This window comes from Microbacterium sp. A93 (genome assembly GCF_051842835.1).
In genome coordinates this window covers 39,439-63,838 of the sequence record NZ_JBPXMT010000015.1, presented here as the reverse complement: position 1 = coordinate 63,838, position 24,400 = coordinate 39,439, and the positions used below count along the sequence as shown (strand labels likewise).

Below are 24,400 nucleotides of genomic sequence, written 5' to 3'. Positions count from 1 at the left end.
CACGCCAAGTCGACTGAAAGCGGTGGGGCTGAAAGCCGGGGAGCGGGGCGGGGTGGCCCGTCAGCTCACGCAGCGGCCTCCACGGCATGGGCGTGGTTCCTCACCAGGGCGATGATGCGGCGGAACCCGTCCTGGAGGTCCTCGGCGGTGGCCCGGATGACCATCCATCCGTGTGCCTGGAACCAGGCATCCCGGCGGGCGTCCCGCGCCTGCTGCTCCTTGGTACGGTGGCGCGCCCCATCGAACTGGAGGGCGATCTTCCACTGCCGGTATCCCAGGTCGGTCAACGGCGCCTGTGGGTCACGTGGGTCCGCGGACACCTGGAGCTGTGGCTCGGGCAGGCCGTCGTCCACCAGCGCGAGTCTGAGGAACGTCTCTGGGGGTGAATCCGATCCGGCCCGTACACGTGGCAAGGCGGCGCGGGCCAACCGGACGCCCTTGAAGCGCCCCATCTCGGACAGCGTCTGGAGCAGGGCGGCGGGCGTGGACTTCGGCTCGGCCCTGCCGTCGGGAGTCCACGGCGGTGTCACGAGGAAATCTGCTGCCGCCACCAGATGCTGTTCCTGGCCCGGACGCAGGAGTGAGGAGAGATCGCACCACGTGCGCTCGGCCGAGGTCATGTGAAGACCGCGGATGGTGACGATGTGCGCCTCGGGCAGGGGGCGGCGGTGCGCCGTGAATCCGGGCCGGATGGAGGTGTGGCTCCGGCCCGAAAGGGTCACGTCCAGATCTTCGTCGTCATCGAGCCAGAAGGGGAGGGGGATGCCGTGACAGAGCGCCGCGGACCGGTGGGACAGGACGCCGCTGACCTTCCGGAGCAGCACGGCATCCCGCACGGCATGCCTGAACGGGTCGAGCTTCCGGGGGAACGCCCGGGCGGGGGAGTCTGCTGATGCCTCCGGGAGGGACTGTTCCTCCAGGTCGCTGCCAGAACGGTAGACACCCCGGGCCACGGCCGTGACGTCCGCCGCCCTCAGCCGGTTGCGGTTCACCCGATGTGAAGCGGCATCCTGCGCGGTGAAGACGGTGTCCAGGAGAGCTGATGGCAGTGGCTTCCGGTGGGTCACTTTCTCGAGTATTCCCACGCATCCACCGCGTGTGGCGCGGGCGGCGCGGTACGGTGGACGGCTCGCCGCCACCGGGGCGGCTGTGGAGGAGCGGACGACTGGCGGAGCGGAGGAGTGCAGGACCGCAGGCCGATCCACCCACTGTGCTTTCAGTCGATTTGGCGTGGGTGTTTGGCTTAAACACCCACGCCAAGTCGACTGAAAGTGGAAGGGTCAGGAGCCCTCCGCGCGGCCCTGCTTCCAGTAACCCATGAAGGACACGCACTTCTTGTCGATGCCCAGGTCCTTCACCAGGTGCCGTCGCAGCCCGGTGATCGTCCCGGCCTCGCCGGCCAGCCAGGCGTACCAGTGGCCGTGGGGGCTCGCCGGCGGGACCTCCCACAGCGTTGCGTCCGGGTCCTCGGCGGTGTCCGGTTCGACGCCGAGAGCACCAGCAGCACCACCCGCCACCTCGGCGCCGAACTCCTGGCCCCAGGCGCGCACGGCCTCGGTCAGCACCTCGCCGTGCGGGCGGTCACCGCGGGCGAGCCAGTTCAGCTGCACCTCGGCCCGGGTGTCCACGGGCAGGATGTCCTCAGCGCTCGGCACCTCGAGGAAGACGTGCCCGCTGAAGCCCGCATCCAGCGTCTCGAGTACGGCGCAGATGGCGGGCGCTGCGGTCTCGTCGCCCACCAGCAGCACGGAGCGGGCCGTGCCCGGGTCCCATTCGATCCCGCCGCTGCGGCCGCGGCCGCCGGTCTCGGAACGCTCGTCCGGCCCCAAGATCACCAGCTCATCCCCGACGCCGGCCCCCATGGCCCACGCGGACGCCGGACCCTGGGTGCCGTGCAGGACGAAGTCGACGTCGATCTCCCGGGCTTCCGGGCGGACGTCACGCACGGTGTAGGTCCGCAGGGGGTTCCGCTCCTCATCCGGCAGCTGGCGCCACCGGGAGTACCACTCCATCATCGCGGGGGCGGGGTCATCGAACAGTCCCACCTCCGGCAGGGTGCCGTCCGCACGGGGCAGCATCAGCTTGATGCGCTGGTCGAGGCCGCCGGTGCCGAAGTGCTGCAGGTCCTCATCGGCGAAGGTGAACCGCACGAAGTGCTCGCTGAGCCGGCTGATCCGCGCCACCGTGGTGCGGTAGGCCCGGGTGGTCGGATAGGTGGTGGTGGTGAGGGTCTCGGTCATGGTCTACTTCCCACGTTGAGGTAAGGCTTACCTAACTATAACCCACATCACTGACCGTTCAACGTCAGCGCCGCCACCAACAGTGCCAGGTGGCTCAGGGCCTGCGGCATGTTCCCCCAGAAGGAGGAGTCCTCGGGGTCGATCATCTCCGTGTAGAGGCCGACGTCGTTCGCCAGGGCCAGCAGTTGACCCATCTGCTCCACAGCCTCCTCGCGCCGACCCACCAGCGCGAGCGATGCCGCGCACCAGAAGCCACACGCCGTGAAGGTGCCCTCCTCCTCGGGCATCCCGCTGTACCGGAACAGCAGCGGCCCGCGGCCCAGCTCCGCGCGCAGCGCATCGATGGTGGAGGACATCCGCGGGCCGGTGTCGAAGCCGCTGATCGTGTGCAACAGCACGGAGGCGTCCAGCTGCTCGGTCCCGCGGTACCAGACGTAGGCGCCGCGCTCCTGGGACCAGCCGTGCTCGTCGATCCAGGCCCGGATCCGCTCGCGTTCATCCCGCCACCGGTCGTCCGTGCCCGGCAGGTGCCCGCCATCGGCCAGGGCGATGGCGCGGTCCAGGGCCACCCAGCAGCCCATCTTCGAGCTGGTGTAGTGCCGGTGCTCGGGCAGTTCCCACATGCCGGCATCGGGTCGGATCCAGAGGTCGCACACGGCGTCCGCCAGCCCGGACAGCATCCGGGCCGTCTCCGCGTCCAGGACGTTGCCGCCCTCCACATACAGCGTGGCCATGTCGAAGATGTCCCCGTAGACCCCGAGCTGCAGCTGTCCGGCCGCGTCGTTGCCGGCGACCACCGGCCCGATGCCACGCCAGCCGGGTGCGTCCAGTTCCGTGGTCACGGCCTCCGGCACCTGCCCGTTGAGCCGGTTCAGCACGTGCAACTCCGGCGACTGGGCGCGGGCCAGGCGCAGCAGCCAGGAGACGGCGGCGTGCACGTCCTCCTGCTCGTCCAGCCGCAGCAGCGCGTGCAGCGTGTAGGTGGCGTCGCGGATCCAGGCGAAGCGGTAGTCATAGTTCTTGGTGCCCTCGCGGTTCTCAGGCAGCGAGGTGGTGGCGGCCGCCGCGATGGACCCGGACGGACTGTGGCTGAGCATCTTCAGCACCAGCGCACTGCGGTGCACCTCATCGCCGTAGGGGCCGTCGTACTCCAGCAGGTCGGTCCACCGCCGCCACAGGTCCACGCTCAGTCCCACGTTGCGGCGGATCGCGTGCGGCTCCGGCAACCGCAGCGGCTCCGCCGCGGTCCCGACGACGGCCAGCAGGTGTTCGGTGCCCTCGCCCGTGGTGAACCGCCCAGCGATAGCCTGCGGGCCGACGTCGTGCGCTCCGATGTCCTCGCCGCGCACGGCGAGGGAGACCTCGCCCACGCGGAGTACGGGGCCCTGGTGGGTGTTCTGCACCCAGGGCGAGGCGGCGTTGAGCATGGTGCCCGGCACCACCCGCCACACCATCGGCACCTGGCCCGCGACGCCGTCCACGCAGCGGGCCAGCTCCGTCCACGGCAGCGCTCCGGTGGAACCCATGTTGAGCGAATCGGTGACCTGCGCGGTGCCCATGCCCGTGGTGTACGTGGTGCGCAGCACGTTCGTCCCGGGGACGTACTCCCGGTGGACGCGGAGATCGGTGGCCACGTCCACGCCCGCCGCGGCCAGGGCCTCCTCGTCCGGCTGCAACTCGATGCAGCCGCCGTGGTCGGCGTCGAGCAGGCGCGCGAACACCGGGGCCGAGTCCAGGTCCGGCACGGGGAACCAGTCCACGGAGCCGTCATGGGCGATCAGCGCCACGGTCCGCCCGTTGCCGATCGCCGCATAGGAGCGTAGGTCCACGGAGCCGTCACGACGATCGGCGTGCCCGGCGCTCACAGGATCGGCGAGCCGCCCGTGACGGCGACGCGGGCCCCGGAGACATAGCTGCCGTCGTCACTGGCCAGCATCACGTAGACCGGAGCGAGTTCGGCCGGCTGCCCGGCCCGGCCCAGCGGCGTCTGGGAGCCGAAGCCCTCCACCTGGTCCGCCGGCAGGGTCGCCGGGATCAGCGGGGTCCAGATGGGCCCAGGCGCCACAGAGTTCACGCGGATGCCCCTCGGACCGAGCAGCTGGGCCAGGGAGGCGGAGAAATTGGCGATCGCCGCCTTCGTCGCGGCATACGGGGCCAGGGTCGGGGTGGGGGAGTCCGCGTTCACGGAGGAGGTGCCGATGATGGAGGCGCCGGCCTTCAGGTGCGGCAGGGCGGCCTTGGCCAGGTAGAAGTAGTGGCCGATGTTGAGCCGGAACGTATGGTCGAACTCCTCGTCGCTGATGTCCTCGAGGTTCTCGTGCGTCATCTGATAGGCGGCGTTGGCCACGAGCACGTCCAACCGGCCGAACTCGTCCACGGCCTGCTGGACCACGGTGCGGCAGTGGGCCGGTTCGGAGAGGTCGCCGGGCACCAGTACGGCCCGGCGCCCGGCTTCCTCGACGTACCGGGCGGTCTCCTGTGCATCGCCGTGCTCATCGAGGTAGGCGATCAGCACGTCGGCCCCCTCGCGGGCGAAGGCGATGGCCACGGCGCGGCCGATGCCGCTGTCCCCGCCGGTGATGATGGCGGCCTTGCCCTCGAGCTTGCCTGAGCCGCGGTAGCTGGTCTCACCGCAGTCCGGGACGGGGGTCATCTCCGATTGCACGCCCGGTGGCCGCTGTTGTTGGGCGGGAATATCCTGCGGGTAGTCCTCGGGCTTCGTCTGGTCTGATGGCGTCATGATGGCCTCCCCTGGTCGGCAGCGTGGGGCCCACTGTAAGGGACCGTGCCGGGGCAGTCCATGGTGGGCCCGGCACCTCGAGCAGCGGACGCAGGGCCGGGGCCCCGCGGGCGGCGCGGCCGACGAGCAGCCCCACGCCGATCGCGAGCGCCGCCACCGCTGCCACGGTCCAACCGCCCCACGGTGCGGCCAGCAGCGGCGAACCGGTGCCGTCCGGGCCTCCCAGCAGGTACAGCATGCAGCACACGGCCACCACCACCGTGGTGTGCGAGACGTAGACCTCGAGGGTGTGCCGGCCCAGGTGTGCCAACCCGCGCGCCACCACCGGGATCCACTGCAGCGTCACGGCCAGGGCCACACCGCCGATCACGCCGCAGACCTGGCCGAAGAACTCGACCCCGATCGTCTCGCGATGCCCGTCCAACACGTCCAGCCAGACGAAGGCCACGAACCAGCCGGCCGCCACGGCAGCCCACACGGTGCGGGGAAGGCGGGCGACGCCGTCGCGCACCAGGGAGCTGCCCCGCGCCGCGGCGAGGAAGAAGATGAGGTAGGCCGGCGCCTTGTGGAACCCGGTGCCCAGCAGGTGGCGGATCTCGCCGGGCTCCCAGCCGGCGAAGCCCTGCCAGAGGACCCCGGACCAGAGCACGGAAACGGCGGCTGCTCCGAGCAGCAGCACCCCCGTGGGGACGCGTCGCAACAACCGGCCGGCCAGGAAGAAGGCCACCAGCGCCCAGAGGAACCACAGCTCGGCATTGGCGCGCAGCGGCGACCAGGCCCACGTCTCAAGCTGTTGCGGCAGGTGCGTCTGGACCATGCCCGGCAGCAGCTCGCCGCCGATGATCCGGTAGACGATGATCGGGATCTGCCACAGCAGGAAGACCCAGACCAGCAGCACGATCTTGCTCCGCATCAACTCACGCCAGCTCGAGCGGAGCCACTTGGTGGCGAACAGGCCGGACATGGCGAAGAACAGCGGCATGCGCAGGTCCTCGAACGCCAGGTTCAGGGTGCTGAAGGCCTCGATCCGCTCCATGTCCGTCTGGCGCAGCCACAGGCTCGTGTGCAGCAGGACCACCAGGACGATGGAGAGGCCTTTGGCGGTGTCCACCCACTGGGCGCGGGCGCTGGGCACGCCGCTGGACGCGCCGCTGGGCACGCCGCTGCTCAGGGTGGGGCGGACGGTGCGGAGCATGGAGGCATTTCTGCTGGGGGCAGCGGTATCAGTCGCGTCATGGTCACCACGGCAGACGGCGGTGACACAGGTGATACGAGTGACACCCCCACCGTACCCCGGGGTCTAGGACCGGTGGTGCCGCCCCACCGGGACCACCATCGGCCCGCCGGACACCGGGTCCTCGAGGATCCGGCTGCGCAGCCCGAACACGTCCCGCACGCACTCTTCGGTGAGTACGACGTCGGCCGGCCCGGCCGCGTAGACGCGCCCGCCTTCCAGCGCCACGAGCCGGTCGGAATAGCGGGCGGCGAGGTTGAGATCGTGCAGCACCATCACGATGGTGGTGCCGCGGTCCCGGTTGAGGTCCGCGAGCAGGTCCAGCACCTCGATCTGGTGGCTGACGTCCAGGAACGTGGTCGGCTCGTCCAGCAACAGCACGTCCGTGCCTTGGGCCAGCACCATGGCGATCCACACGCGCTGGCGCTGGCCGCCGGAGAGCTCGTCCACGGGGCGGTCGGCCAGCTCGGCGGTCCGGGTGGCGTCCAGGGCGGCGGCCACGGCGGCGTCGTCCTCCCGGCTCCAGGCCCGGAACATCCGCTGGTGCGGGTGCCGGCCCCGGCCCACCAGGTCCGCCACCGTGATCCCGTCCGGGCTCAGCGGGGACTGCGGCAGCAGGCCCATGGTCCGGGCGAGCTTCTTGGCGGGCATCGAGTGCACGGAGGACCCGTCCAGCAGGACCCGGCCGGCGGTCGGGGTCAGCAGCCGGGACAGGGAGCGCAGCAGGGTCGACTTGCCGCTGGCGTTGGCTCCCACGATCGAGGTCACCGTCCCCGGTTCGATCTCCAGATCCAGTCCGGCAAGCACGGTGCGCTCGCCATAGCCGACGGCCAGCCCCTCGGCGCGCAGCTGGTGGGCGCGGACAGCGGTGGTGGTCATGGGGTTCCTCCCGAGCGGTTCTGGCGGACGATGAGGTAGAGCAGGAACGGGGCGCCGAGCACGCCGGTGACCACGCCCACGGGATAGCGGGTGCCGAGCGCGTACTGGCCCACCAGGTCGGCCAGCAGCACGAGCAGGGCGCCCACCAGCATCGCCGGGACCAGGCGGTTCCCGTGGGCGCCGAGCAGTCGCGCGGCGATGGGCCCGGAGAGGAAGGCGACGAAGGAGATCGGCCCGGAGGCCGCCGTCGCGAAGGCCACGAGCCCGACGGCGGCCAGCACCAACAGCAGCCGGGTGCGGTCCACGCCCACGCCGAGGCCGGCGGCGGTGTCATCTCCCAGCTGCAGGGCACCGAGGTTGCGTCCCTGGGACAGCAGCAGCGGCCCGAGCACCACGAGGGCGATCAGCGCGGGCAGCACCTGCTCCCACGCGGCCCCGTTGAGGGAGCCGGTGAGCCAGCGCAGGGTCTCCTGCAGGTCCCAGGTCCCGGCGCGGGAGAGCAGGTAGTTGGTCACCGAGGTGAGCATGGCCGCGATGCCGATGCCCACCAGCACGAGCCGGGTGCCCGCCGCCCCACGCCGGTAGGACAGCAGGTAGATGCACAGGGCCACGCCCAGGGCGGCGGCGATGGCGAAGGCCGAGCGGACGGGACCGGAGAGCCCGAGCACGATGATGGCGAAGGCGGCGGCCGTGGAGGCCCCGGCGGTGATGCCGATGATGTCCGGGCTGGCCAGCGGGTTGCGCAACATGGTCTGGAACACCACGCCGCCCAGGCCGAAGCAGGCCCCGGCCACCACGGCCAGCACCGCCCGGGGCAGGCGCAGGGTGCCCACGGTGAAGGCGGCACCCGGCACGTCCTGACCGGCGATCACCGCCAGCACCTCATCCAGCGGGTAGACGGTCCGGCCGTAGACCAGGGAGGCGAAGAACACGGCAGCGATCAGCACGGACAGGATGCCCACCACGCCCACCCAACGGCGCCGCAGGCGCCGGCGGGTGGCGACCACCCGGCCCAGGGTGCCACCGGCGAGGGTGCCGCCGACCGAGGTGACCTGCCCCGGGGAGGCCTCGGTGTTCAACGGGGTGGACATCAGAGTTCACGCACCTTCCGCCGCCGCACGATGTGGATGAAGAACGGGGCGCCGATCAGGGCGGTGATGATGCCGACGTCCACCTCGGTGGGCGGGGCGATGACGCGGCCGACGATGTCCGAGAGCGTGAGCAGGGCGGCCCCGGCGAGGGCCGAGAGGGGGATGAGCCAGCGGTGGTCCGGGCCGGCGAGCATCCGGCAGGCATGGGGGACCACGAGGCCGACGAAGCCGATGGGCCCGGCCGCGGCGGTGGCGGCGCCGCAGAGCAGGACGGCGGAGAGGGCGGCCAGGGCACGGGCCAGGGCCACGCGTTCGCCCAGGCCGGCGGCCATCTCGTCGCCCAGGGCCAGGGAGTTCAGGCTGCCGGCACTGAGCAGGGCCAGCAGCAGTCCGATGACCAGGAACGGGGCCACCGTGGCCAGTGGCTCCCAGGAGGCGCCGCCCACACCGCCGATCAGCCAGGAACGCACGGTGGCGGCGATGTCCCCGCGCGGCAGCGAGATGGCGGTGATCAGGGAGGAGCACACGGCGGTGATGGCGGCCCCGGCCAGGGCGAGCTTCAGCGGGGAGGCCCCGCCGCGGCCGCGGGAGGCGATGGCGTAGACCACCACGGCGGCCACGGCCGAGCCCGCGATCGCGACCCAGAGGGTGGAAGCGGACCGGAACAGGCCGAACCAGGCGATGCCGGCCACCACGAACAGGGAGGCGCCCATGTTCACGCCCAGGATCCCGGGGTCCGCCAGCGGGTTGCGGGTGACGCCCTGCATGACGGTGCCGGCCACCCCGAGGGTAGCCCCGACGGCCAGGGCCAGCACGGTGCGCGGGATGCGCTTGGCCACCGCCGCGTGGTCCAGGCTCCCGGTCTGGCCGGACAGCGCCTCGAGGACCTGGGGCGGGGCCACGGTGCGGGAGCCGATGGACACCGAGGCGGCGGCCACCAAGACCAGGAGCACGACGCCGGCCACGAGCCAGAGCAGGCGGGTGCGGCGGGCGCGGGCCACCAAGACGGCGGTGGCGGTACCCGTGCGGGAACCGCCACCCGACGTCTCGGTGTCGGTCTCGGTCTCGGTGCCGGCTTCGGGGCCGGCCTCCGTGCCGGCCTCTGTGTCGGGGCGCAGCAGGGTCATTCGCCGGAGTGGGCTGCGGCCTCGGCGAGCAGTTCGACGTACTCGTCCAGGACGTAGGAGATGGACAGCGGCGTGGGGTTGGCGGCGGTGCCCATCGGCCCGGTCCCGTCCAAGGCCACGATGGCGTTGTTCTCCACGGCCGGCATGCGGGAGAGCAGCTCATCGCCCTCCAGCACGTCCACGAGTTCCTGGTCCCCGTAGGTGACGATCACGTCGACGTCGTCGAACTGGTCCACCTGCTCGGCGCTGATGGTGCCGGAGAACTCCTCGGTGCCGGCGGAGGCCTCCTGTACGGAGGTCGGGGTCTGCAGGCCGAGGTCGCTGAAGAACATCACGCGGGTGTCATGGGAGGTGTAGAAGTTCACCTCGGACAGGTCCCCGGTGTCCACGTGGGTGACGAACATGGCGGAGGCCTCGGCCAGTTCCGGGTGCTTCGCGGCGGCCTCGCTGATGTCCCCCTCCAGTTCGGTGATGAGCTCCTCGCCCTCGGCGGCCATCCCCATGCCCTGGCTGTTCAGGGTGATCATGTCCTGCCACGAGGTGCCCCAGGCAGTCTCCGGGAAGGCCACCACGGGTGCGATCTGAGAGAGGGTGTCATAGTCCTGCTGGGTCAGGCCGGAGTAGGAGGCCAGGATGACGTCCGGGTCCGTGTCCGCCACGGCCTCGAAGTCGATGCCGTCGGTCTCGTCGAAGAGCACGGGCTCCTCGCCGCCGAGTTCCTCCAGCGCGTCTTCGACCCAGGGCAGGATGCCGTCTCCGTCATCGTCGCCGAAGTTGGCGGCCGCCATGCCCACCGGCACCACGCCCAGGGCCAGCGGGACCTCGTGGTTGGCCCACTGCACGGTGGCCACGCGTTCCGGGGCGGATTCGATGGTGGTGGTGCCCAGGGCGTGCTCGATGGTCAGCGGGAACTGCTGCTCGCCGGCGGTGCCGGCCACTGTGTCCGCGGAACCGTCCGCGGGACTGCCACTGGATCCGGCAGCGGAGGCCTCGGGGCCGGCGTCGTTGGCCGGACCGCCGCAGGCGGACAGGGCGAGGACCAGGCCGAGGGTCGTCACGGAGACGGCGACCGGGAGGGTGAGGGAACGGGGCGAACGCACGATGATGACTCCACTGTTCGGGGACGAGGACGAGGGTGAGGACCTGATGGCCGGGCAGTTGGCTTCCGGTGACATTCGGAACCCTCCGGTGGCCCCGGGCTGATCAGGTAAGGCTTGCCTAAATAATGTAAGCGGACGTGCCCTAATGGGCAATCGCGACGAAAGGCACGGTTCTATCGCGCTTCGGACACAAGCCCACGGAGCGGGGCGGGGTCAGCCGCGCAGGCTGCTCGGCGTCGTGCCCGTCAGTTTCCGGAACGCCGCCCCGAAGGCGCTCGGGCTGCGGTAGCCCATGGCCTCGGCGATCTCCTCGATCGGTTCCCCGGCGGCCAGCAGGGCGGTGGCCTGCTGGACCCGCACGGAGCCCACCCAGCGGACGAAGCCCAGCCCCGTCTCCGCACGGAAGGCCCGCGTGATGGTGCGCTCGCTGACCCGGAGCCGCAGTGCCCAGTCGCCCAGGGTGCGGCGGTCGGCGGGGTCGGCCAGGACCGCGGTGACGATCGGCTGCAGCAGCGCGGCCGTGGGCTCGTGGACCAGGAACTGGTGCGGGGAGGGGGCCAGGACGTCCAAGACCATGGCCTCGGTCAGTTCGCGTGAGGAGGTCGCCAGCCCGCTGACGCCCAGACGGTCCAGCAGTTCCCGCAGCAGCACGGTGATCCGCACCGAGGCCGGTCCGGCGGGCAGTGCCGTGGCGCTGAGCGGGCCAGCGGAGCGGCTGGCGGAGTGCCCGGCGGGGCGGCTGGCGGAGTGCCCGGCGGGGCGGCCGGCGTCGGGGGAGAAATAGGTGGCCCGGTAGCGAGTCCCGGCCGGGGCGGAGGCAGCGTGCACCGTGCCGGCCGGCATCCAGAGGCCGATCGCCGGAGTGACCGTCCAGGTCCGCTGCCCCACGCGCAAGGTGGAGGCCCCGGCATCATGCCAGAGCAGCTCGTGGACGGCGTGCGAGTGGTCCGGCCACCGGGTGGCGGCGGCCAGCGTCTCGCCGATCCCCACGCTGGTGAAGTCCGCCGGCACCGAGCCGGCCGGTTCCAGCGCCATCGGGCGGTACGGGCCGGTGGGCGCGGGAAGGGCGGGGGACACGCGGACGAGCCTACGCCGGACCGTGCCCTGACCACTCCCAGGCAGCCCTTTGAACGCAATCCCCGTCCGTGGGGATTGCCCCCTAAGTGAGGAGGGGGTGGGATGGAATGAGAGGCGGCTCAGAGCACCTTCGAGAGGAACTCCTGCAGGCGCGGCTGCTGGGGGTGGTCGAAGATCTCCTCCGGCGTGCCGGCCTCCACGATCTTCCCGCCGTCCATGAACAGCACCCGGTCCGCCACCTCGCGGGCGAAGCCCATCTCATGGGTCACGAGCACCATGGTCATGCCCTCCTCGGCGAGGTCGCGGATGACCTGCAGCACCTCGCCCACCATCTCGGGGTCCAGGGCGGAGGTGGCCTCATCGAACAGCATGATCTTCGGGCTCATGGCCAGTGCGCGCGCAATCGCCACGCGCTGCTTCTGCCCGCCGGACAACGACGCCGGCCGCGCGTCCGCCTTGTCCGCCAGACCCACGCGGTCCAAGAGTTCCTCGGCGCGCTGGCGCCCCTCCGCCTTGGACAGGTTCCCGAGCTCGACGGGGGCCAGCATGATGTTCTCCGCCACCGTCATGTGCGGGAACAGGTTGAACTGCTGGAACACCATGCCGATGTGGCGGCGGACCTTGTTGATGTCCACCTTCGGATCGGTCAGGTCGTAGTCACCGACCCGCACGGTGCCACCGGAGATCTCCTCCAGCCGGTTCAGGCAGCGCAGGAAGGTGGACTTGCCGGAGCCGGAGGGCCCGATCACGCACACCACCTGGCGCTCGCGGATCTGTCCGGTGATGCCGGTCAGGACGTGGTTGTCCCCGAAGGACTTCTTCAGGTTCTGCACGTCCACCACCACGGTCTCGCCGATGGAGCGGCCGGTGGTGGCGCCGGTGGTGCCGGTGGTGCCGGTGGTCTCTGGTGTTTCAGGGGCGGAGGCGCTCACTTGTTGACCTTCCTGTCCACGTAGTTGGCGAGCTGGGTGAGGGCGGTGATTGCGATGAAGTACAGCAGTGCGGCGATCAGCAGCACCTCGGTGACGCGGAAGTTGGCCGCGTAGATCTGCTGGGCCTGGTAGAGCAGCTCAGCGAAGCCGATGGCCAGCAGCAGGGAGGAGTCCTTGAGCATGATGACCAACTGGTTGATCAAGGACGGGGTCATCATCTTGAACGCCTGCGGCAGCACGACCTTCTGCATGGTCTTGCCGTGGCCCAGCCCCAGGGACCTGGAGGCCTCGGCCTGGCCGGGATCCACGGACTGCACGGCGCCGCGTACGATCTCCGCGATGTACGCCGCACCGTTGAAGGTCAGGGTCATCACGCCGGCCACCCAGATGTTGACCGGGGTGCCGATCAGCTGGGGCAGGCCGAAGTAGAAGAAGAAGGCCCAGACCAGGATCGGGGTGCCGCGGAAGATGCTGATGAAGGTGATGGCGACCCAGCGCAGCACGGGGTTGCTGGCGATCTTCATGAAGCCGAACGCCAGGCCCAGCACCATGGCCAGGACGAAGGAGATGCCGGTGACCAGCAGGGTGTTGCCCAGGCCGGACAGCAGTGCCGGCATGGCGGTGACGATCAGCCCCGTGAAGGAGCTCTTGTCCACACCGTCGTCCTCGCCGCCGAGGTAGGTGTCCACGATCTGGTCGTATTCACCGGACTCCTGCAGTGCGGCCAACCCGGTGTCGAACTTCTCGAGCAACTCGGCGTTCTGGCCCTTGTTGACGGCGAAGCCGTAATCGCCGGTGGGGATCTCCTCACCGATGGTGACTAGGCCAGAACCCTGCTCCACGCCGTAGGCGATGATCGGGTAGTCGTCCATCAGGGCGTCGGCACTGCCGGACTTCACGGACTCCACCATGGTGGTGGTCTGGTCCAGGGCGGTGATCTCGAAGCCGTATTGCTCCTGTTGTGTCTTCGCCTCCTCCTCGGACAACGAGCCGGTCTTGACGGCCAGGGTCTTGCCCTCGAGGTCCTCCCACCCGGCGATTGCCTCGGCGTTGTCCTCGGTGGTGGCCAGCGTCAACGTGCCGGTGAAGTAGGGCTCGGAGAAGTCGAAGATCTCGGCTCGTTCATCCGTGATGCCCATGCCGGCGATCACGCCGTCGGCCTGGCCGGACTGGACGGCCTGCAGGGCTGCGTTGAAGCCGAGCGACTGCCACTCGACCTCGAATCCCTGATCCTCGGCGATGGCCTCCATGATGTCGATGTCGATACCGGTCAGCTCGCCCGAGGCGTCCCGGAACTCGAACGGCGCGAACGTGGTGTCCGTGGCGATCGTGTAGGTCTCGCCGGATCCGGACTCGCCCTCGGCGAGGGCGGCGGCACTGGCAGCGGGGGCGAGCCCGAGCAGCAGCAACCCCAGGGCGGCCATCGCCGCGAGCACAGTCCTCACGGCGGTTCTGAAGCGGGTCTCTCTCACGAGGGTGTCCCTTCGAAGGGTGGAGTGGTGACGTCTCGGTAGCCTACTCCGGCGGTGATGCCGATCACCGCAGGCCATGGCCCTTCTCCGGCGCCGGCCATCAGGCACAGAGTGACCAGACCACGTCACAACGGCGGGGGCGAGGTCACTTTGTGCCTGAGGGGTTGTCTCTGCCGACCGAAGGACCACACCATGGAGCATGACCGCCCTGCTCAGAGCCCTGCACACCGCCGTCCCGCCCACCGTGTTGCACCAGGAGCGGGTTCGTGATGCGCTCGCGGCCCAGCCGGGACTCAGCCGGCTCGGCGCGCGGCTGGTGGGCGCAGCCTTCAACGCCTCCGGGATCGAGCGCCGGCACACGGTGGTGCGGGAATGGGAGCAGGGCGAGCAGGGCGTGCAGGGGCAGCGGGAAGGACAGGCGCACGACGCCGGCCGGCCGGCTTCCAGCACCGAGTCGGACCCCAGCGCGGAGTCCGGCCCCAGCGACGGACTGTTCTTCGACCCGGAGACCGGCCACGTCCTCAACCCGAGCACCGGGGTTCGCAACGCCGTCTACACCGAACACGTCAACGACCTGTACGAGGAGGCGGCCGTCGGGGCCCTGGCCGGCTGCCCGGACCTCGCCCGGGAGGACGTCACCCACGTCATCACGGTCTCCTGCACGGGATTCTTCTCCCCGGGACCGGACTACCAGCTGGTCCGCCGGCTCGGCCTGGCCGCCACCACCAAGCGCATGCACCTCGGGTTCATGGGCTGCTACGCCGCCCTGCCGGCCCTGCGGGAAGCCGCGGCCATCTGCGCGGCGGACCCGGCCGCCGTCGTGCTGGTGGTGTCCGCGGAGTTGTGCAGCGTGCACGTGCGCGTGGCCAATGACCAGGACACCATCGTGGGCGCCTCCCTGTTCTCGGACGGGGCGGGTGCCGCGGTGGTGACGGGGGCGGACCGGCCGGTGCCGGCGGGCAGCGGGCCCGCGCTGCGGCTGGACGGCTTCGCCACGGTGCTGACCCCGGTGGGGGAGGACGCGATGGCGTGGAACATCGGCGATCACGGCTTCGAGATGATCCTGGGTACCTATGTCCCGCACATCATCGATGAGCACATCACCGGTGCCCTCGCCCCCCTGTTCGCGGCCGACCACGCCGCCGACCACGCCTCGGGGCCGCCGCTGGCCGAGCGGGCCTACGCCGAGCTGGAGCACTGGGCCATCCACCCCGGTGGGCGCAGCATCTTGGACAAGGTGCAGGCCCGGCTCGAGCTGACCGACGCCCAGCTCGTACCCGCCCGGGACACCCTGCGCGACTACGGCAACATGTCCAGCGCCACCGTGCTGTTCGTGCTGCAACACATCCTCGAGGGGGCCGGGGCAGCGGGGGCGGGGGAAGCGGGCGCCGGGGCAGCGGGCAGCCGTGACGGCGAGCGGGTCTGCGCCATGGCCTTCGGGCCCGGGCTGACGGTGGAGTCGGCGCTGATGACCTTGGTCTGCCCGGCGTGACCCGGAGGCTCCTGCCGCCCGACCTCTCCGTGCGCCGGCCGCAGACGCCCGAGCAGATGGACTTCCCGGACTGCGACCTGGAGGCACTGCACCGCACCTATCGCGGCTTCGGGGTGGTGAACCCGGTGGTCGCCGGCTGGCAGCTGACCTACCGCTCGTTGATCCGCCCGCTGTTGGTCGCGCATGCCAGCGGCAGCACGCGCGACAGCACACGACCCCTCACCGTCCTGGACATCGGCTCCGGCGGTGGGGACGTGGCCCGGGCCCTGCTGCGCCGGGCCACCGCGGACGGCTTCACCGTGCACGTCACGGCCCTGGAGCCCGACGCGCGGGCCCACGCCTGGGTGGCCGGCCGACGGCCGGTGCCGGGGCTGGAGAACCGGAGGGGCACCAGCGGTGACCTGGTCCGCGAGGGCCGGCGCTTCGACGTCGTGCTCTCCAACCACCTGCTGCACCACCTGGATCCCGGCGAGCTGGACGCCGTGCTGGCCGACTCCGAGGCGCTCGCCATGCGGCGGGCGATCCACTCGGACATCCGCCGCAGCCCGGTGGCCTACGCCCTGTTCTCCGCCGGTGCCGGACTGGCGACCCCGCTGTTCCCGGGCTCCTTCATCCGCGTGGACGGGCTGGCCTCGATCCGGCGCAGCTACACGCCGGACGAGCTCGCCGCCGCGGTGCGGCCCGGGTGGCGGGTGCGGGCGCAGGTGCCGTGGCGGAACCTGGCGGTGTGGGACTCAGGGTGGGAGGCGGTGCCCGATGCAACCCCCGATGCACGCTGATGTCCTGATCGTCGGGGGCGGACCGGTCGGACTGTTCCTGGCCGGGCTTCTCGTGCAGCGGGGCGTGGACGTGGCGGTACTGGAACGTCGCGAGCGACCGGCGGAGCAGTCGCGGGCCATCGGCCTGCACCCGCCGGCACTGGACGCGCTCGCCGCGCTGGGGCTGGACGCCGCCGCCCTGGCCGAGGGCGCCGTGGTGCGCCGCGGCGTGGGCTACGGGGACGGCCGGCGGCTCGGGGACCTCACCTTCGAGCGCGCCCATCCCCGGTTCCCGTTCGTGCTGACCCTGCCGCAGTCCCGCACCGAGCGGCTGCTCGCCGCGCACCTTGAGCGGGTGGCCCCGGGGACTCTGCTCCGCGGGGTGGAGGTGGTGGGGATGGAACACCCCGGGCCCGACGGCGGCCGGCCCGTCCGCGTGTCGGTGCGGTCCGCGGGGGTGGGAGTGGGAGTGGGAGTGGCGGAGGAGTGGTCGGCTTCCGTGGTGGTCGGCGCGGACGGCGCCCACAGCACGGTGCGCCGGCTGGCCGGGATCGGCGTGGACCGACGCGAGTGGGGTGACAGCTACCTGATGGGAGACTTCGCGGCGGAGGATGGCGCTGAGAATGCCGGGGAACCGGGGGCCGGGCTGCGTGACGAACCATCAGCCGTGATCCACCTGCACCGGGACGGCGTGGTGGAGTCCTTCCCCTTGCCGGGCGGGCAGCGGCGTTGGGTGGTGCACACCGGCCAGGAACTGCGGTCCGAGAACGCGGAAGAGCTGGTGGCGATGCTGAGCGAGCGGTGGCCGCCCGGCGGCCGGACAGCGGACCGTGTCTCCGGTGCTGACGTGCCCGGGCTACCGGATCCCGCGACGGCCACCATGGTCAGCGCCTTCAGGGTCTACCGTCAGATGGCTCGTCGGATGGTCGCGGGGCGGACGGTGCTGATCGGGGACGCCGCCCACGCCATCAGCCCCTTCGGCGGTCAGGGCATGACCCTGGGATGGCTGGACGCGCTGGACCTGGCGCCCCTGCTGGCGCGCCGGCTGGCGACTCCGCGGGGTGGTGCGCTGGATGCGGAAGGCGACGGGCCGGCGTCGGGCTCTGGTGTGGAGGAACGGGAACTCAACCAACGGACGCTGCGGGACTTCCAGCGGCAGCGGAAACGGGCCGCGCTCGCGGCCGCCCGCCAAGCCGAGGCGAACATGCTGCTCGGCCGGCGCCTGCCCGTCCCTGCGCTCGCGGCCCGGGACCTCGCTGCGCGCGCGGTCCTGGCTACGCCACTGCGGCACGTTTTGGCGCGGCGGTACACCATGTCGGGCGCGAGCGTGGGCGACCTCCCTTAGGCGCGGGCCAGCAGCCGCTCGACGCGGGGCTTGACCTCGGTGGCGAGCAGGGTGAGGGATTCCAGGAAGTGCTCCTGGGGCAGCCCGCCGATGTCCATCTGCAGGAAGTGGCGCATGTGGCCCATGTACCCGTGCAGGTGCACGATGCGCTCGGCGACCTCGTCCGGCCCCCCGATGTAGTAGGCGCCGGGGGCCTCGGCCTGAGCGAGGTAGGCATTCCGGTCCGGTTCGGGCCAGCCGCGCAGCCGCCCCATCTCCACGTTGAGGTTGTACCAGCCCGGGTAGAACCGGTCGAGGGCCTCCTGCTGGGTGGGGGCCACCAGGCCGAGCGCGGCCACGGAGACCTTGATGCCGCCCCCGGTGTGCCCGGCCTGGGCGGCGGAGCGGCGGTAGAGATCGGCTAAGGGGGCGAAGCGGTGGGGTTCCCCGCCGATGATGCCGTAGGAGACGGGCAGGCCCAGCTGTCCGGCGCGGGCGGAGGAGCCGGCGTTGCCGCCGGTGGCCAACCAGATTGGCATCCGGCCGTGCACCGGGCGGGGCACCACGGCCAGGTCCTTCAGGGCCGGGCGGCGTGCCCCGGACCAGGTGACGGACTCGGAGTCGGCCTCGTTCAGGGTCATCAGCAGGTTCAGCTTGTTGGCGTAGAGCTCGTCGTAGTCGTCCAGGCTGTAGCCGAACAGGGGGAAGGTCTCCACGGAGGAACCCCGCCCGGCGGTGATCTCCACGCGGCCGCCGCCGGAGATCGCATCGGCGATGGCGAACTGCTGGTAGACCCTGACCGGATCATCGGTGCTGATGATGCTGGCGGCGCTGCCCAGGGTGATCTGCTGGGTGGTGGCGGCCGCCGCAGCGATCACGGTCCCGGGGGAGGAGGCAGGCATCGAGACGGTGTGGTGCTCGCCCACACCGAAGTAGTCCAGTCCGGCCGCGTCGGCGTGGATGATCGCCTGGTGCAGGTTGGTGATGGCCTCGGCGGTGTGCCGCGGGGACCCGTCCGGGTCCAGAGGTGTATCGCCGAAGCTGTAGGCGCCGATGTCCATGGTGTCTCCCAGGCCGAAAGTATGATGTTTCACAGACTATCTCACAGGCAGATGATCTGAAGAACCGACGACCCTGCGTATGATGGACCGCATGGAAGGCAGTGCAGGGCTCGACGGCGGCGCGGCGGCTGGTGCTGCCGGCGCCGGTGGCGCTCGCGGCACCGTCCCCGGTGATCTGGGGTGGAACCTGGGCATGGTCCTGCGCGGCTACCAGACCCGCTTCGAGGAGGCCGTCGAGGGGATGCCCTCCGGGATCCGCGGCTTCCAGGTGCTCTCTGCCGTGGTCCACCGGGATCCGCCCAATCAGCAGGCACTCGCAGCGCACCTCTCCATCGACCGGACGGTCCTCACCTACCTGCTGGACACCCTCGTGGACGCCGGGGTGGTGGAGCGCGTCCCGGCTCCCTCGGACCGCCGGGCCCGCAAGATCGTGGCCACTCAGCGTGGCCGCTCCGTGTTGGTGCGGTACGAGGAGCGCGTCGCCGCAGCCGAGACTGGGCTCCTGGCCGGTCTGGACGAGGGCGAGTCCGGGGTCCTGGAGTCCTTGATCAGTCAGCTGGCCATGGCCATCCACCGAGACCAGCCCGGTTCCAGTCCGTGTGAGGCCATGGATCACCTGCCGTGACGGCCTCCTCCCCTCACGGCACCGCCCATCACGGCACCGGTAACTGTCGATCGGATCGGCGATTCTCGACCTCGACTGCGGCCGTGATCGAAGGGCGTGATCGAAAGGTGTAGTCGGTTCATGGCGGTGCCGGAGTATGACGAACTGCCAGTAGGGGGTTCCCACTAGTCAGCCCCCGGTCACCGCGCGGTGCCCGGAAAACCGGGAATCACAGCATAGAATCCACCGTGATGAGCAGATTATTCGGAACAGACGGCGTCCGTGGCCTGGCCAATGGGATCCTGACCGTCGAACTGTCGATCCAACTGGCCCAGGCCGCCGCCGCGGTGCTGGGGCACCAGGAGACCGCGGGGCGCCGCCCCGTGGCCGTGGTGGCCCGTGACCCCCGCATCAGCGGTGAGTTCATCATCGCAGCCGTCTCGGCGGGGCTGGCCAGTGCGGGCGTGGACGTCTATGACGCCGGTGTGCTGCCTACCCCAGCCGCGGCCTTCCTCGTGGATGACCTGGACGCAGACTTCGGCGTGATGATCTCCGCCTCCCACAACCCGGCCCCGGACAACGGCATCAAGTTCCTGGCTCGCGGCGGCGAGAAGCTCACGGATGAGCAGGAAGACGCCATCCAGCGGCAGATGGGCATCGAGCCGCACCGTCCCACCGGCCCGGACGTGGGCCGCGTCCAGCGCTTCGCGGACGCCGAGGACCGCTACATCCTGCACCTGCTCCAGACCCTGCCGCACCGCCTCGACGGACTGAAGGTGGTGCTCGACTGCGCCCACGGTGCCGCCGCCGGTTGCTCGCCGGAGGTCTTCAAGGCCGCCGGGGCCGACGTCGTGGTCATCGGCGCGGAGCCGGACGGGCTGAACATCAACGACGGCTACGGCTCCACCCATCTGGAGAACCTCCAGGCCATGGTGCTGGAGACCGGCGCGGACTTCGGGATCGCCCATGATGGCGATGCGGACCGCTGCCTGGCCGTGGACGCCGCCGGCACCGTGGTGGACGGAGACCAGATCATGGGCATCCTGGCCGTGGCCCTGAAGGAGTCCGGCCGCCTCAAGGATGACACCCTGGTGGTCACCGTGATGAGCAACCTGGGCCTGAAGCTCGCCATGCAACGCGAGGGCGTGCGCCTGGTCGAGACCAAGGTGGGGGACCGGTACGTGCTGGCCGGCATGAAGCACGGCGGCTACTCCCTGGGCGGCGAGCAGTCCGGCCACGTGATCTTCTCCGAGCACGCCACCACCGGCGACGGCGTGCTCAGCGGTCTGCAGCTCGGCGCCCGGATGGCCGCCAGTGGGCAGTCCCTGGCCGAACTGGCCGCCGTGATGGAGCGCCTGCCGCAGGTGCTGATCAACGTCAAGGATGTGGACCGGGGCCGTGCCGGCGCGGACCCGGAGGTCCAGGCCGCGGTCGCGGAGGCGGAGGCTCGGCTGGGCGAGACCGGCCGCGTGCTGCTGCGCCCCTCCGGCACCGAGCCCGTGGTCCGGGTGATGGTGGAGGCCGCGGACGAGGACCAGGCCCGCCGCGAGGCCGAGGACCTGGCCGCCGTGGTCCAGCGCGAACTCGCCCTGGCCACCGAGCCGGCCTGATCCTGCCGTGACGGAGCCGGAGCGGTCGGAGCCGGACGCGGTGGCGGAACCGGTGGCGGATCCGACGGCGGTGGACTACCTCCAGGGCACGACGCCGGCCCGCCGGTGGGCCGTCTTCCTCACCACGGTGCTGCTCACCGGTGCGCTGATCCTCTTGGTCCTCTTCGCGATCCAGCTGCCCACCTGTGAACACCCGCCCAACTCCTGGACCCCCTGCATCGGGCCGTGACCGCCGCTGCCGCTTCTGCAGATCACGGCCGCGCTAACTGTCGATTCGCTCGGCGATTCTCGACGTGTAGCGCGGCCGTGATCTGAGGGGTTAGAGGCCCAAGGGTTAGGACTGAGGCATGCCCTCCTGGTTGACGTAGACCTTATCCAGGGTCAGGTTGTCCTGGCCCCACTCGGACATGACGTCCTCGTACACGCCCTCGTCCATGAGGGCCTGCATGGTGTCACGCAGCAGGTCCACCTTCTCCTGCTCACCCTTCTTCACGCCGAAGGCGATGGGCGCCAACAGTTCCGGCTCGCCCACCAGACGGAACTTGTCCGCCTCGTGGTCCGCGGCGTAGAGCATGTAGGAGACGGAGTCGTAGGCCACGTCAATACGGTCGGCCTCGAGCGGCACGGTGATCAGGGTGTTGGAGAAGCCCACGGACTCGGTGCCCTCGATGCCCTTGGCCTCGCACTCGGCCACGAAGTCCTCTGCGCGCTGTTCCTGGTCGGTGCCCTTGATGGAACCGATGACGTGACCGCAGATGTCCTCCTTGGTCTCGATGTCCGAGTCCTGGGTGGTCAACCAGGCGACGCCGGCGTTGATGTAGTCCACCATGTCCATCACGTCACGGCGCTGCTCGTGGTCGCCGGTGGAGGCGGTGAAGGCGTACTTGCCGGCCATGACGCCGGGCACGTGGCCGTCGAAGCCGACGGCCTCCATGGTGACGTCCACGCCCCACTTGGCACCCATGGCGCGCACGAAGTCGGGCTGCAGCCCCACCGTCTCGCCGTCCTCATCCACGAAGGCGTTGGGCTGCAGGACCTTCACGGGCACCGTGATGCCCGCCTTCCACTCCTCGGGGACCCGCTCCGCGAGCGCCTCGTCCTGGGAGATGGTGTGGCCGTAGAGCTCCAGGTCCTGGTCGCCGGCCTCGGCGTCGGCACCGCAGGCGGACAGGCCCAGGGCCAGCGCGCCGGCGGCGAAGAGGCCGGTGGCCTGACGGAGACGGCGGACGGTGCGGGGGGATGTGCTCATGGTGTTTCCAATCATCGTCAGGTATTGCTCTAGGGACTGCACCACCGATCACGAGAGCGCTAGCTGTCGAAATCTCCGGCGGTTCTCGACGGTAACTGCGGCCGTGATCCGTGGGGTGCTGATGGGGTCTCTCTAGAGTGCCGGGCCGTGACGACAGTCACGGTTGACTCTCTCACCCACCAGAATTTGACGGCGCGGGAGCGATGGCGCCGCCGGGACTTCACTAGTATCCGAGTGATGAGTCCACAGAACGGGTCCGGCGGCCCCCCGCCCGCAGCAGCGGGAGGAGACGTGCCGGAACCACTGTGGACCAGGGCCTATGTCATGGCCATGGTGGTCCAACTGGGCGTCTCGATCGTCTTCGTGACGCTGATGACGTACATGGCCGTGTACGCCATGACCCTGTTCGGAATGCGGGACTCGGCGGCGGGCTTCGCGGCCAGCGCCTTCATCCTGGGCTCGGCGCTGACCCGGATCTTCGTGGGCAAGTACGTCGACTTCATCGGCCGCAAGCGGCTCATCACCATCGCCCTGGTCGTCTTCCTGTTCTGCTCCGCGCTCTATCCGCTGATCTCGGCGTACCCCGCTCTGATCGCCCTGCGCATCGTCCACGGCGGAGCCTTCGGTGCGATCTCCACCGGCATCACCGTGTCCGTGGTGGGGATGGTGCCCGCCGCCCGCCGCGGCGAGGGGATGGGGTATTTCCTGGCGGCCTCGACCTTCGCCATGGCGATCGGCCCGCTGTTGGCCGTGCAGCTGTCCGAGAACGTCAGCCCCGAGGCCGTCTTCCTGATGACCGGAGTCTCCTCGGCGGTGGCCCTGATCGCCGCCCTATTCGCCCGGCTTCCCGAGCGGACGCCTAGCCCGGAGGAGCACGCGCAGCGGTACCGGCTGCGACTGAAGGACATCCTGGACCCGGATGCCCTCCCCGTCGCCCTGGTGGTGATGCTGTGCGCCTTCGGCTACTCGGGGATCATCACCTACCTCAGTCCCTTCCTGCTGGAACGGGACATGCCCGCCGCGGCCTCCCTGTACTTCGTGGTCTTCGCCGCCGGGATGCTGGTGATCCGCGTGGTCTCCGGCCGGCAGCAGGACGTGCGAGGGGACAACGCGGTGATCATTCCCCTGACCCTGGTCTTCGCGGTTTCCCTGGCCGTCCTGGGACTGGCCACCCAGCTGTGGATGGTGGTGGTGGCCGGTGCACTCGGCGGCATCGGTTACGGTGCCCTGCTGCCCAGCCTGCAGGCCGTGGCCGTCACCCGGGCCCACCCCGAACGCATCGGGATCGCGGTCTCCACCCACTACCTCCTGTTGGACACGGGCGTGGCCCTGGGGCCGGTCCTGTTCGGGCTCCTGATCCCGCTGGGCGGCTATCCATTGCTGTACGAAGCGCTGGCCGGGACGGTGCTGGCCGCGGTGGTGCTGTACTGGTTCGTGCACGGACGGTGGCTGACCCAGCCCACTTGAGCGCACCGGGCCCTGACTGAAGGATGGACACGTGAATGATGGATCAACGAAGGATGGCATGACCTCAGAACCCTCCCCTGAGCCGGACCAGCCGGACCAGCTGAACCAGCCGGAACAGCCTGATTCCCGCCGCTCCGTGCTGGGCCGGGCCTTCCTGGTGCTCGACTGCTTCGCCGGCGGCGTGGAGATGAGCGTCTCCCGGATCGGCCAGCGCACGGGGCTGCCCCCGGCCACGGTGCACCGCATCCTCGGCTCACTGGTGGAGTGGGGCGGGGTGGAGCACGTCTCCCACGGCCGGTACCGGCTGGGATCCCGGATCTGGCGGCTCGGCGTCGGCGCCCCGCAGGTGCGTGTGCTGCGTGAGCTGGCCCAGCCCTACCTGGTGGACCTGCACATCCACACCGCCGGGACGGTCTACCTGGCGGTCCGGGACGGGGCGGACACGGTCTTCTCGGACCGCATCACCCGGGTCCGGCGCTCCACCGACACCCGCCGGGTGGCTCGCCGGGCTCCTCTGGAACAGTCGGGCGCCGGGCGGGTGCTGCTGGCCTACTCGGAGGAGGCCTGGTCCCTGCTGAAGGCGACCACCGAGGCCTCCGCAGCAGATCCCGCCGAGTCCACGGCACGGCTGAAGCGACTCCAGGGCGAGATGGCCCAGATCCGTGAGGACGGGGTGTCCATCACCAGCAACGACGGCCTGCAGGGCCGGTTCTCGGTGGCCTGCCCCGTGTTCGGGTTCGACGGCGTGGTGGTCGCCTCGATCGCGGTGGCCTTCCCGGACACGCGCATCGCGGACCCGGGGACCGTGGCGCCCCGCGTCATGTCCACGGCGCAGGCGATCAGCAAGGACCTCGTAGACCTCGGATACTGACGCGCGGCTGCGTCACGCCGCGGCCCACCAGTACCACCACCTGGGGCCCGACGGCGGCCGCCCGGGAACCGC

22 protein-coding genes are annotated in these 24,400 nt (G+C 70.6%); 8 read left to right on the top strand and 14 right to left on the bottom strand.

The features are described 5' to 3' along the window. Nucleotides 1-65 precede the first annotated feature (65 nt). The 12 genes from ACSU1G_RS29750 to ACSU1G_RS29695 form a co-directional block, all read right to left on the bottom strand. Nucleotides 66-1,067 (bottom strand): endonuclease domain-containing protein, encoded by a 1,002-nt coding sequence (locus ACSU1G_RS29750; RefSeq protein WP_439284461.1) that lies wholly within the window; start codon nt 1,065-1,067, stop codon nt 66-68. 213 nt (nt 1,068-1,280) lie between these two features. Beyond that, nucleotides 1,281-2,240, bottom strand: coding sequence for a siderophore-interacting protein (locus tag ACSU1G_RS29745; protein ID WP_439284460.1), 960 nt, complete (start codon nt 2,238-2,240; stop codon nt 1,281-1,283). A gap of 47 nt (nt 2,241-2,287) precedes the next feature. Continuing rightward, nucleotides 2,288-4,105, bottom strand: a complete 1,818-nt coding sequence (locus ACSU1G_RS29740) for a glycoside hydrolase family 15 protein (protein WP_439284458.1) — start codon at nt 4,103-4,105, stop codon at nt 2,288-2,290. Continuing rightward, a complete protein-coding gene (locus ACSU1G_RS29735; protein ID WP_439284456.1) occupies nt 4,102-4,893 on the bottom strand; it encodes an SDR family oxidoreductase in 792 nt (263 codons plus the stop codon). Before ACSU1G_RS29735 ends, ACSU1G_RS29740 begins: the two co-directional genes overlap by 4 nt. Next, on the bottom strand, nt 4,868-6,175 hold the full coding sequence (locus ACSU1G_RS29730) for an acyltransferase family protein (RefSeq protein ID WP_439284454.1): 1,308 nt from the start codon (nt 6,173-6,175) through the stop codon (nt 4,868-4,870). Before ACSU1G_RS29730 ends, ACSU1G_RS29735 begins: the two co-directional genes overlap by 26 nt. Before the next feature lie 105 nt (nt 6,176-6,280). Further along, nucleotides 6,281-7,093 (bottom strand): ABC transporter ATP-binding protein, encoded by an 813-nt coding sequence (locus ACSU1G_RS29725; RefSeq protein WP_439284452.1) that lies wholly within the window; start codon nt 7,091-7,093, stop codon nt 6,281-6,283. Further along, entirely contained in the window at nt 7,090-8,187 is a 1,098-nt protein-coding gene (locus ACSU1G_RS29720) for a FecCD family ABC transporter permease (RefSeq protein WP_439284716.1), read from the bottom strand. The genes ACSU1G_RS29725 and ACSU1G_RS29720 overlap by 4 nt, the downstream gene beginning before the upstream one ends. Beyond that, the gene (locus tag ACSU1G_RS29715; protein WP_439284451.1) at nt 8,184-9,311 is read right to left on the bottom strand and encodes a FecCD family ABC transporter permease; all 1,128 of its coding nucleotides are present in this window, start codon (nt 9,309-9,311) and stop codon (nt 8,184-8,186) included. Before ACSU1G_RS29715 ends, ACSU1G_RS29720 begins: the two co-directional genes overlap by 4 nt. Beyond that, complete coding sequence (locus tag ACSU1G_RS29710; protein WP_439284449.1) at nt 9,308-10,411, bottom strand: iron-siderophore ABC transporter substrate-binding protein; 1,104 nt, start codon at nt 10,409-10,411, stop codon at nt 9,308-9,310. Before ACSU1G_RS29710 ends, ACSU1G_RS29715 begins: the two co-directional genes overlap by 4 nt. A 213-nt stretch (nt 10,412-10,624) precedes the next feature. Continuing rightward, complete coding sequence (locus ACSU1G_RS29705; RefSeq protein WP_439284447.1) at nt 10,625-11,488, bottom strand: AraC family transcriptional regulator; 864 nt, start codon at nt 11,486-11,488, stop codon at nt 10,625-10,627. Between the two features lie 119 nt (nt 11,489-11,607). Then, nucleotides 11,608-12,345 carry an amino acid ABC transporter ATP-binding protein gene (locus ACSU1G_RS29700; protein ID WP_439284714.1) on the bottom strand — a complete coding sequence of 246 codons (738 nt, stop codon included), beginning with the start codon at nt 12,343-12,345 and terminating at the stop codon, nt 11,608-11,610. A 71-nt stretch (nt 12,346-12,416) separates the two neighbouring features. Next, nucleotides 12,417-13,844 (bottom strand): amino acid ABC transporter substrate-binding protein/permease, encoded by a 1,428-nt coding sequence (locus tag ACSU1G_RS29695; RefSeq protein ID WP_439284713.1) that lies wholly within the window; start codon nt 13,842-13,844, stop codon nt 12,417-12,419. A gap of 247 nt (nt 13,845-14,091) precedes the next feature. On the opposite strand from ACSU1G_RS29695, the gene ACSU1G_RS29690 reads away from it, so the two are divergent. Genes ACSU1G_RS29690 through ACSU1G_RS29680 form a run of 3 tightly spaced genes read left to right on the top strand, consistent with a single transcriptional unit; the run spans nt 14,092 to nt 17,487 of the window. After that, the gene (locus ACSU1G_RS29690) at nt 14,092-15,384 is read left to right on the top strand and encodes a type III polyketide synthase (protein ID WP_439284445.1); all 1,293 of its coding nucleotides are present in this window, start codon (nt 14,092-14,094) and stop codon (nt 15,382-15,384) included. After that, complete coding sequence (locus ACSU1G_RS29685; RefSeq protein WP_439284443.1) at nt 15,381-16,163, top strand: class I SAM-dependent methyltransferase; 783 nt, start codon at nt 15,381-15,383, stop codon at nt 16,161-16,163. The genes ACSU1G_RS29690 and ACSU1G_RS29685 overlap by 4 nt, the downstream gene beginning before the upstream one ends. Continuing rightward, nucleotides 16,141-17,487, top strand: a complete 1,347-nt coding sequence (locus ACSU1G_RS29680; protein ID WP_439284441.1) for an FAD-dependent oxidoreductase — start codon at nt 16,141-16,143, stop codon at nt 17,485-17,487. The genes ACSU1G_RS29685 and ACSU1G_RS29680 overlap by 23 nt, the downstream gene beginning before the upstream one ends. Here the strand turns inward: ACSU1G_RS29680 and ACSU1G_RS29675 are convergent. After that, entirely contained in the window at nt 17,484-18,527 is a 1,044-nt protein-coding gene (locus ACSU1G_RS29675) for an LLM class flavin-dependent oxidoreductase (protein ID WP_439284439.1), read from the bottom strand. The genes ACSU1G_RS29680 and ACSU1G_RS29675 overlap by 4 nt on opposite strands. A gap of 91 nt (nt 18,528-18,618) precedes the next feature. Here ACSU1G_RS29675 and ACSU1G_RS29670 point away from each other — a divergent pair, with 91 nt between their 5' ends. From ACSU1G_RS29670 to ACSU1G_RS29660, 3 genes are all read left to right on the top strand, one after another. Further along, a complete protein-coding gene (locus ACSU1G_RS29670) occupies nt 18,619-19,152 on the top strand; it encodes a MarR family winged helix-turn-helix transcriptional regulator (RefSeq protein ID WP_439284437.1) in 534 nt (177 codons plus the stop codon). Nucleotides 19,153-19,382: 230 nt separating this feature from the next. Then, complete coding sequence (gene glmM, locus ACSU1G_RS29665; protein WP_439284435.1) at nt 19,383-20,741, top strand: phosphoglucosamine mutase; 1,359 nt, start codon at nt 19,383-19,385, stop codon at nt 20,739-20,741. 7 nt (nt 20,742-20,748) lie between these two features. Further along, nucleotides 20,749-20,970, top strand: coding sequence for a hypothetical protein (locus ACSU1G_RS29660; RefSeq protein ID WP_439284433.1), 222 nt, complete (start codon nt 20,749-20,751; stop codon nt 20,968-20,970). A 105-nt stretch (nt 20,971-21,075) separates the two neighbouring features. On the opposite strand, the gene ACSU1G_RS29655 is transcribed toward ACSU1G_RS29660, so the two are convergent. After that, on the bottom strand, nt 21,076-21,990 hold the full coding sequence (locus ACSU1G_RS29655) for a transporter substrate-binding domain-containing protein (RefSeq protein ID WP_439284431.1): 915 nt from the start codon (nt 21,988-21,990) through the stop codon (nt 21,076-21,078). Between the two features lie 237 nt (nt 21,991-22,227). Between ACSU1G_RS29655 and ACSU1G_RS29650 the strand changes: the two genes are divergently transcribed. Together ACSU1G_RS29650 and ACSU1G_RS29645 are read left to right on the top strand one after the other, a co-directional pair. After that, entirely contained in the window at nt 22,228-23,457 is a 1,230-nt protein-coding gene (locus ACSU1G_RS29650) for an MFS transporter (RefSeq protein ID WP_439284430.1), read from the top strand. A gap of 58 nt (nt 23,458-23,515) precedes the next feature. Then, complete coding sequence (locus tag ACSU1G_RS29645) at nt 23,516-24,328, top strand: IclR family transcriptional regulator (protein WP_439284429.1); 813 nt, start codon at nt 23,516-23,518, stop codon at nt 24,326-24,328. Nucleotides 24,329-24,400 lie beyond the last annotated feature (72 nt).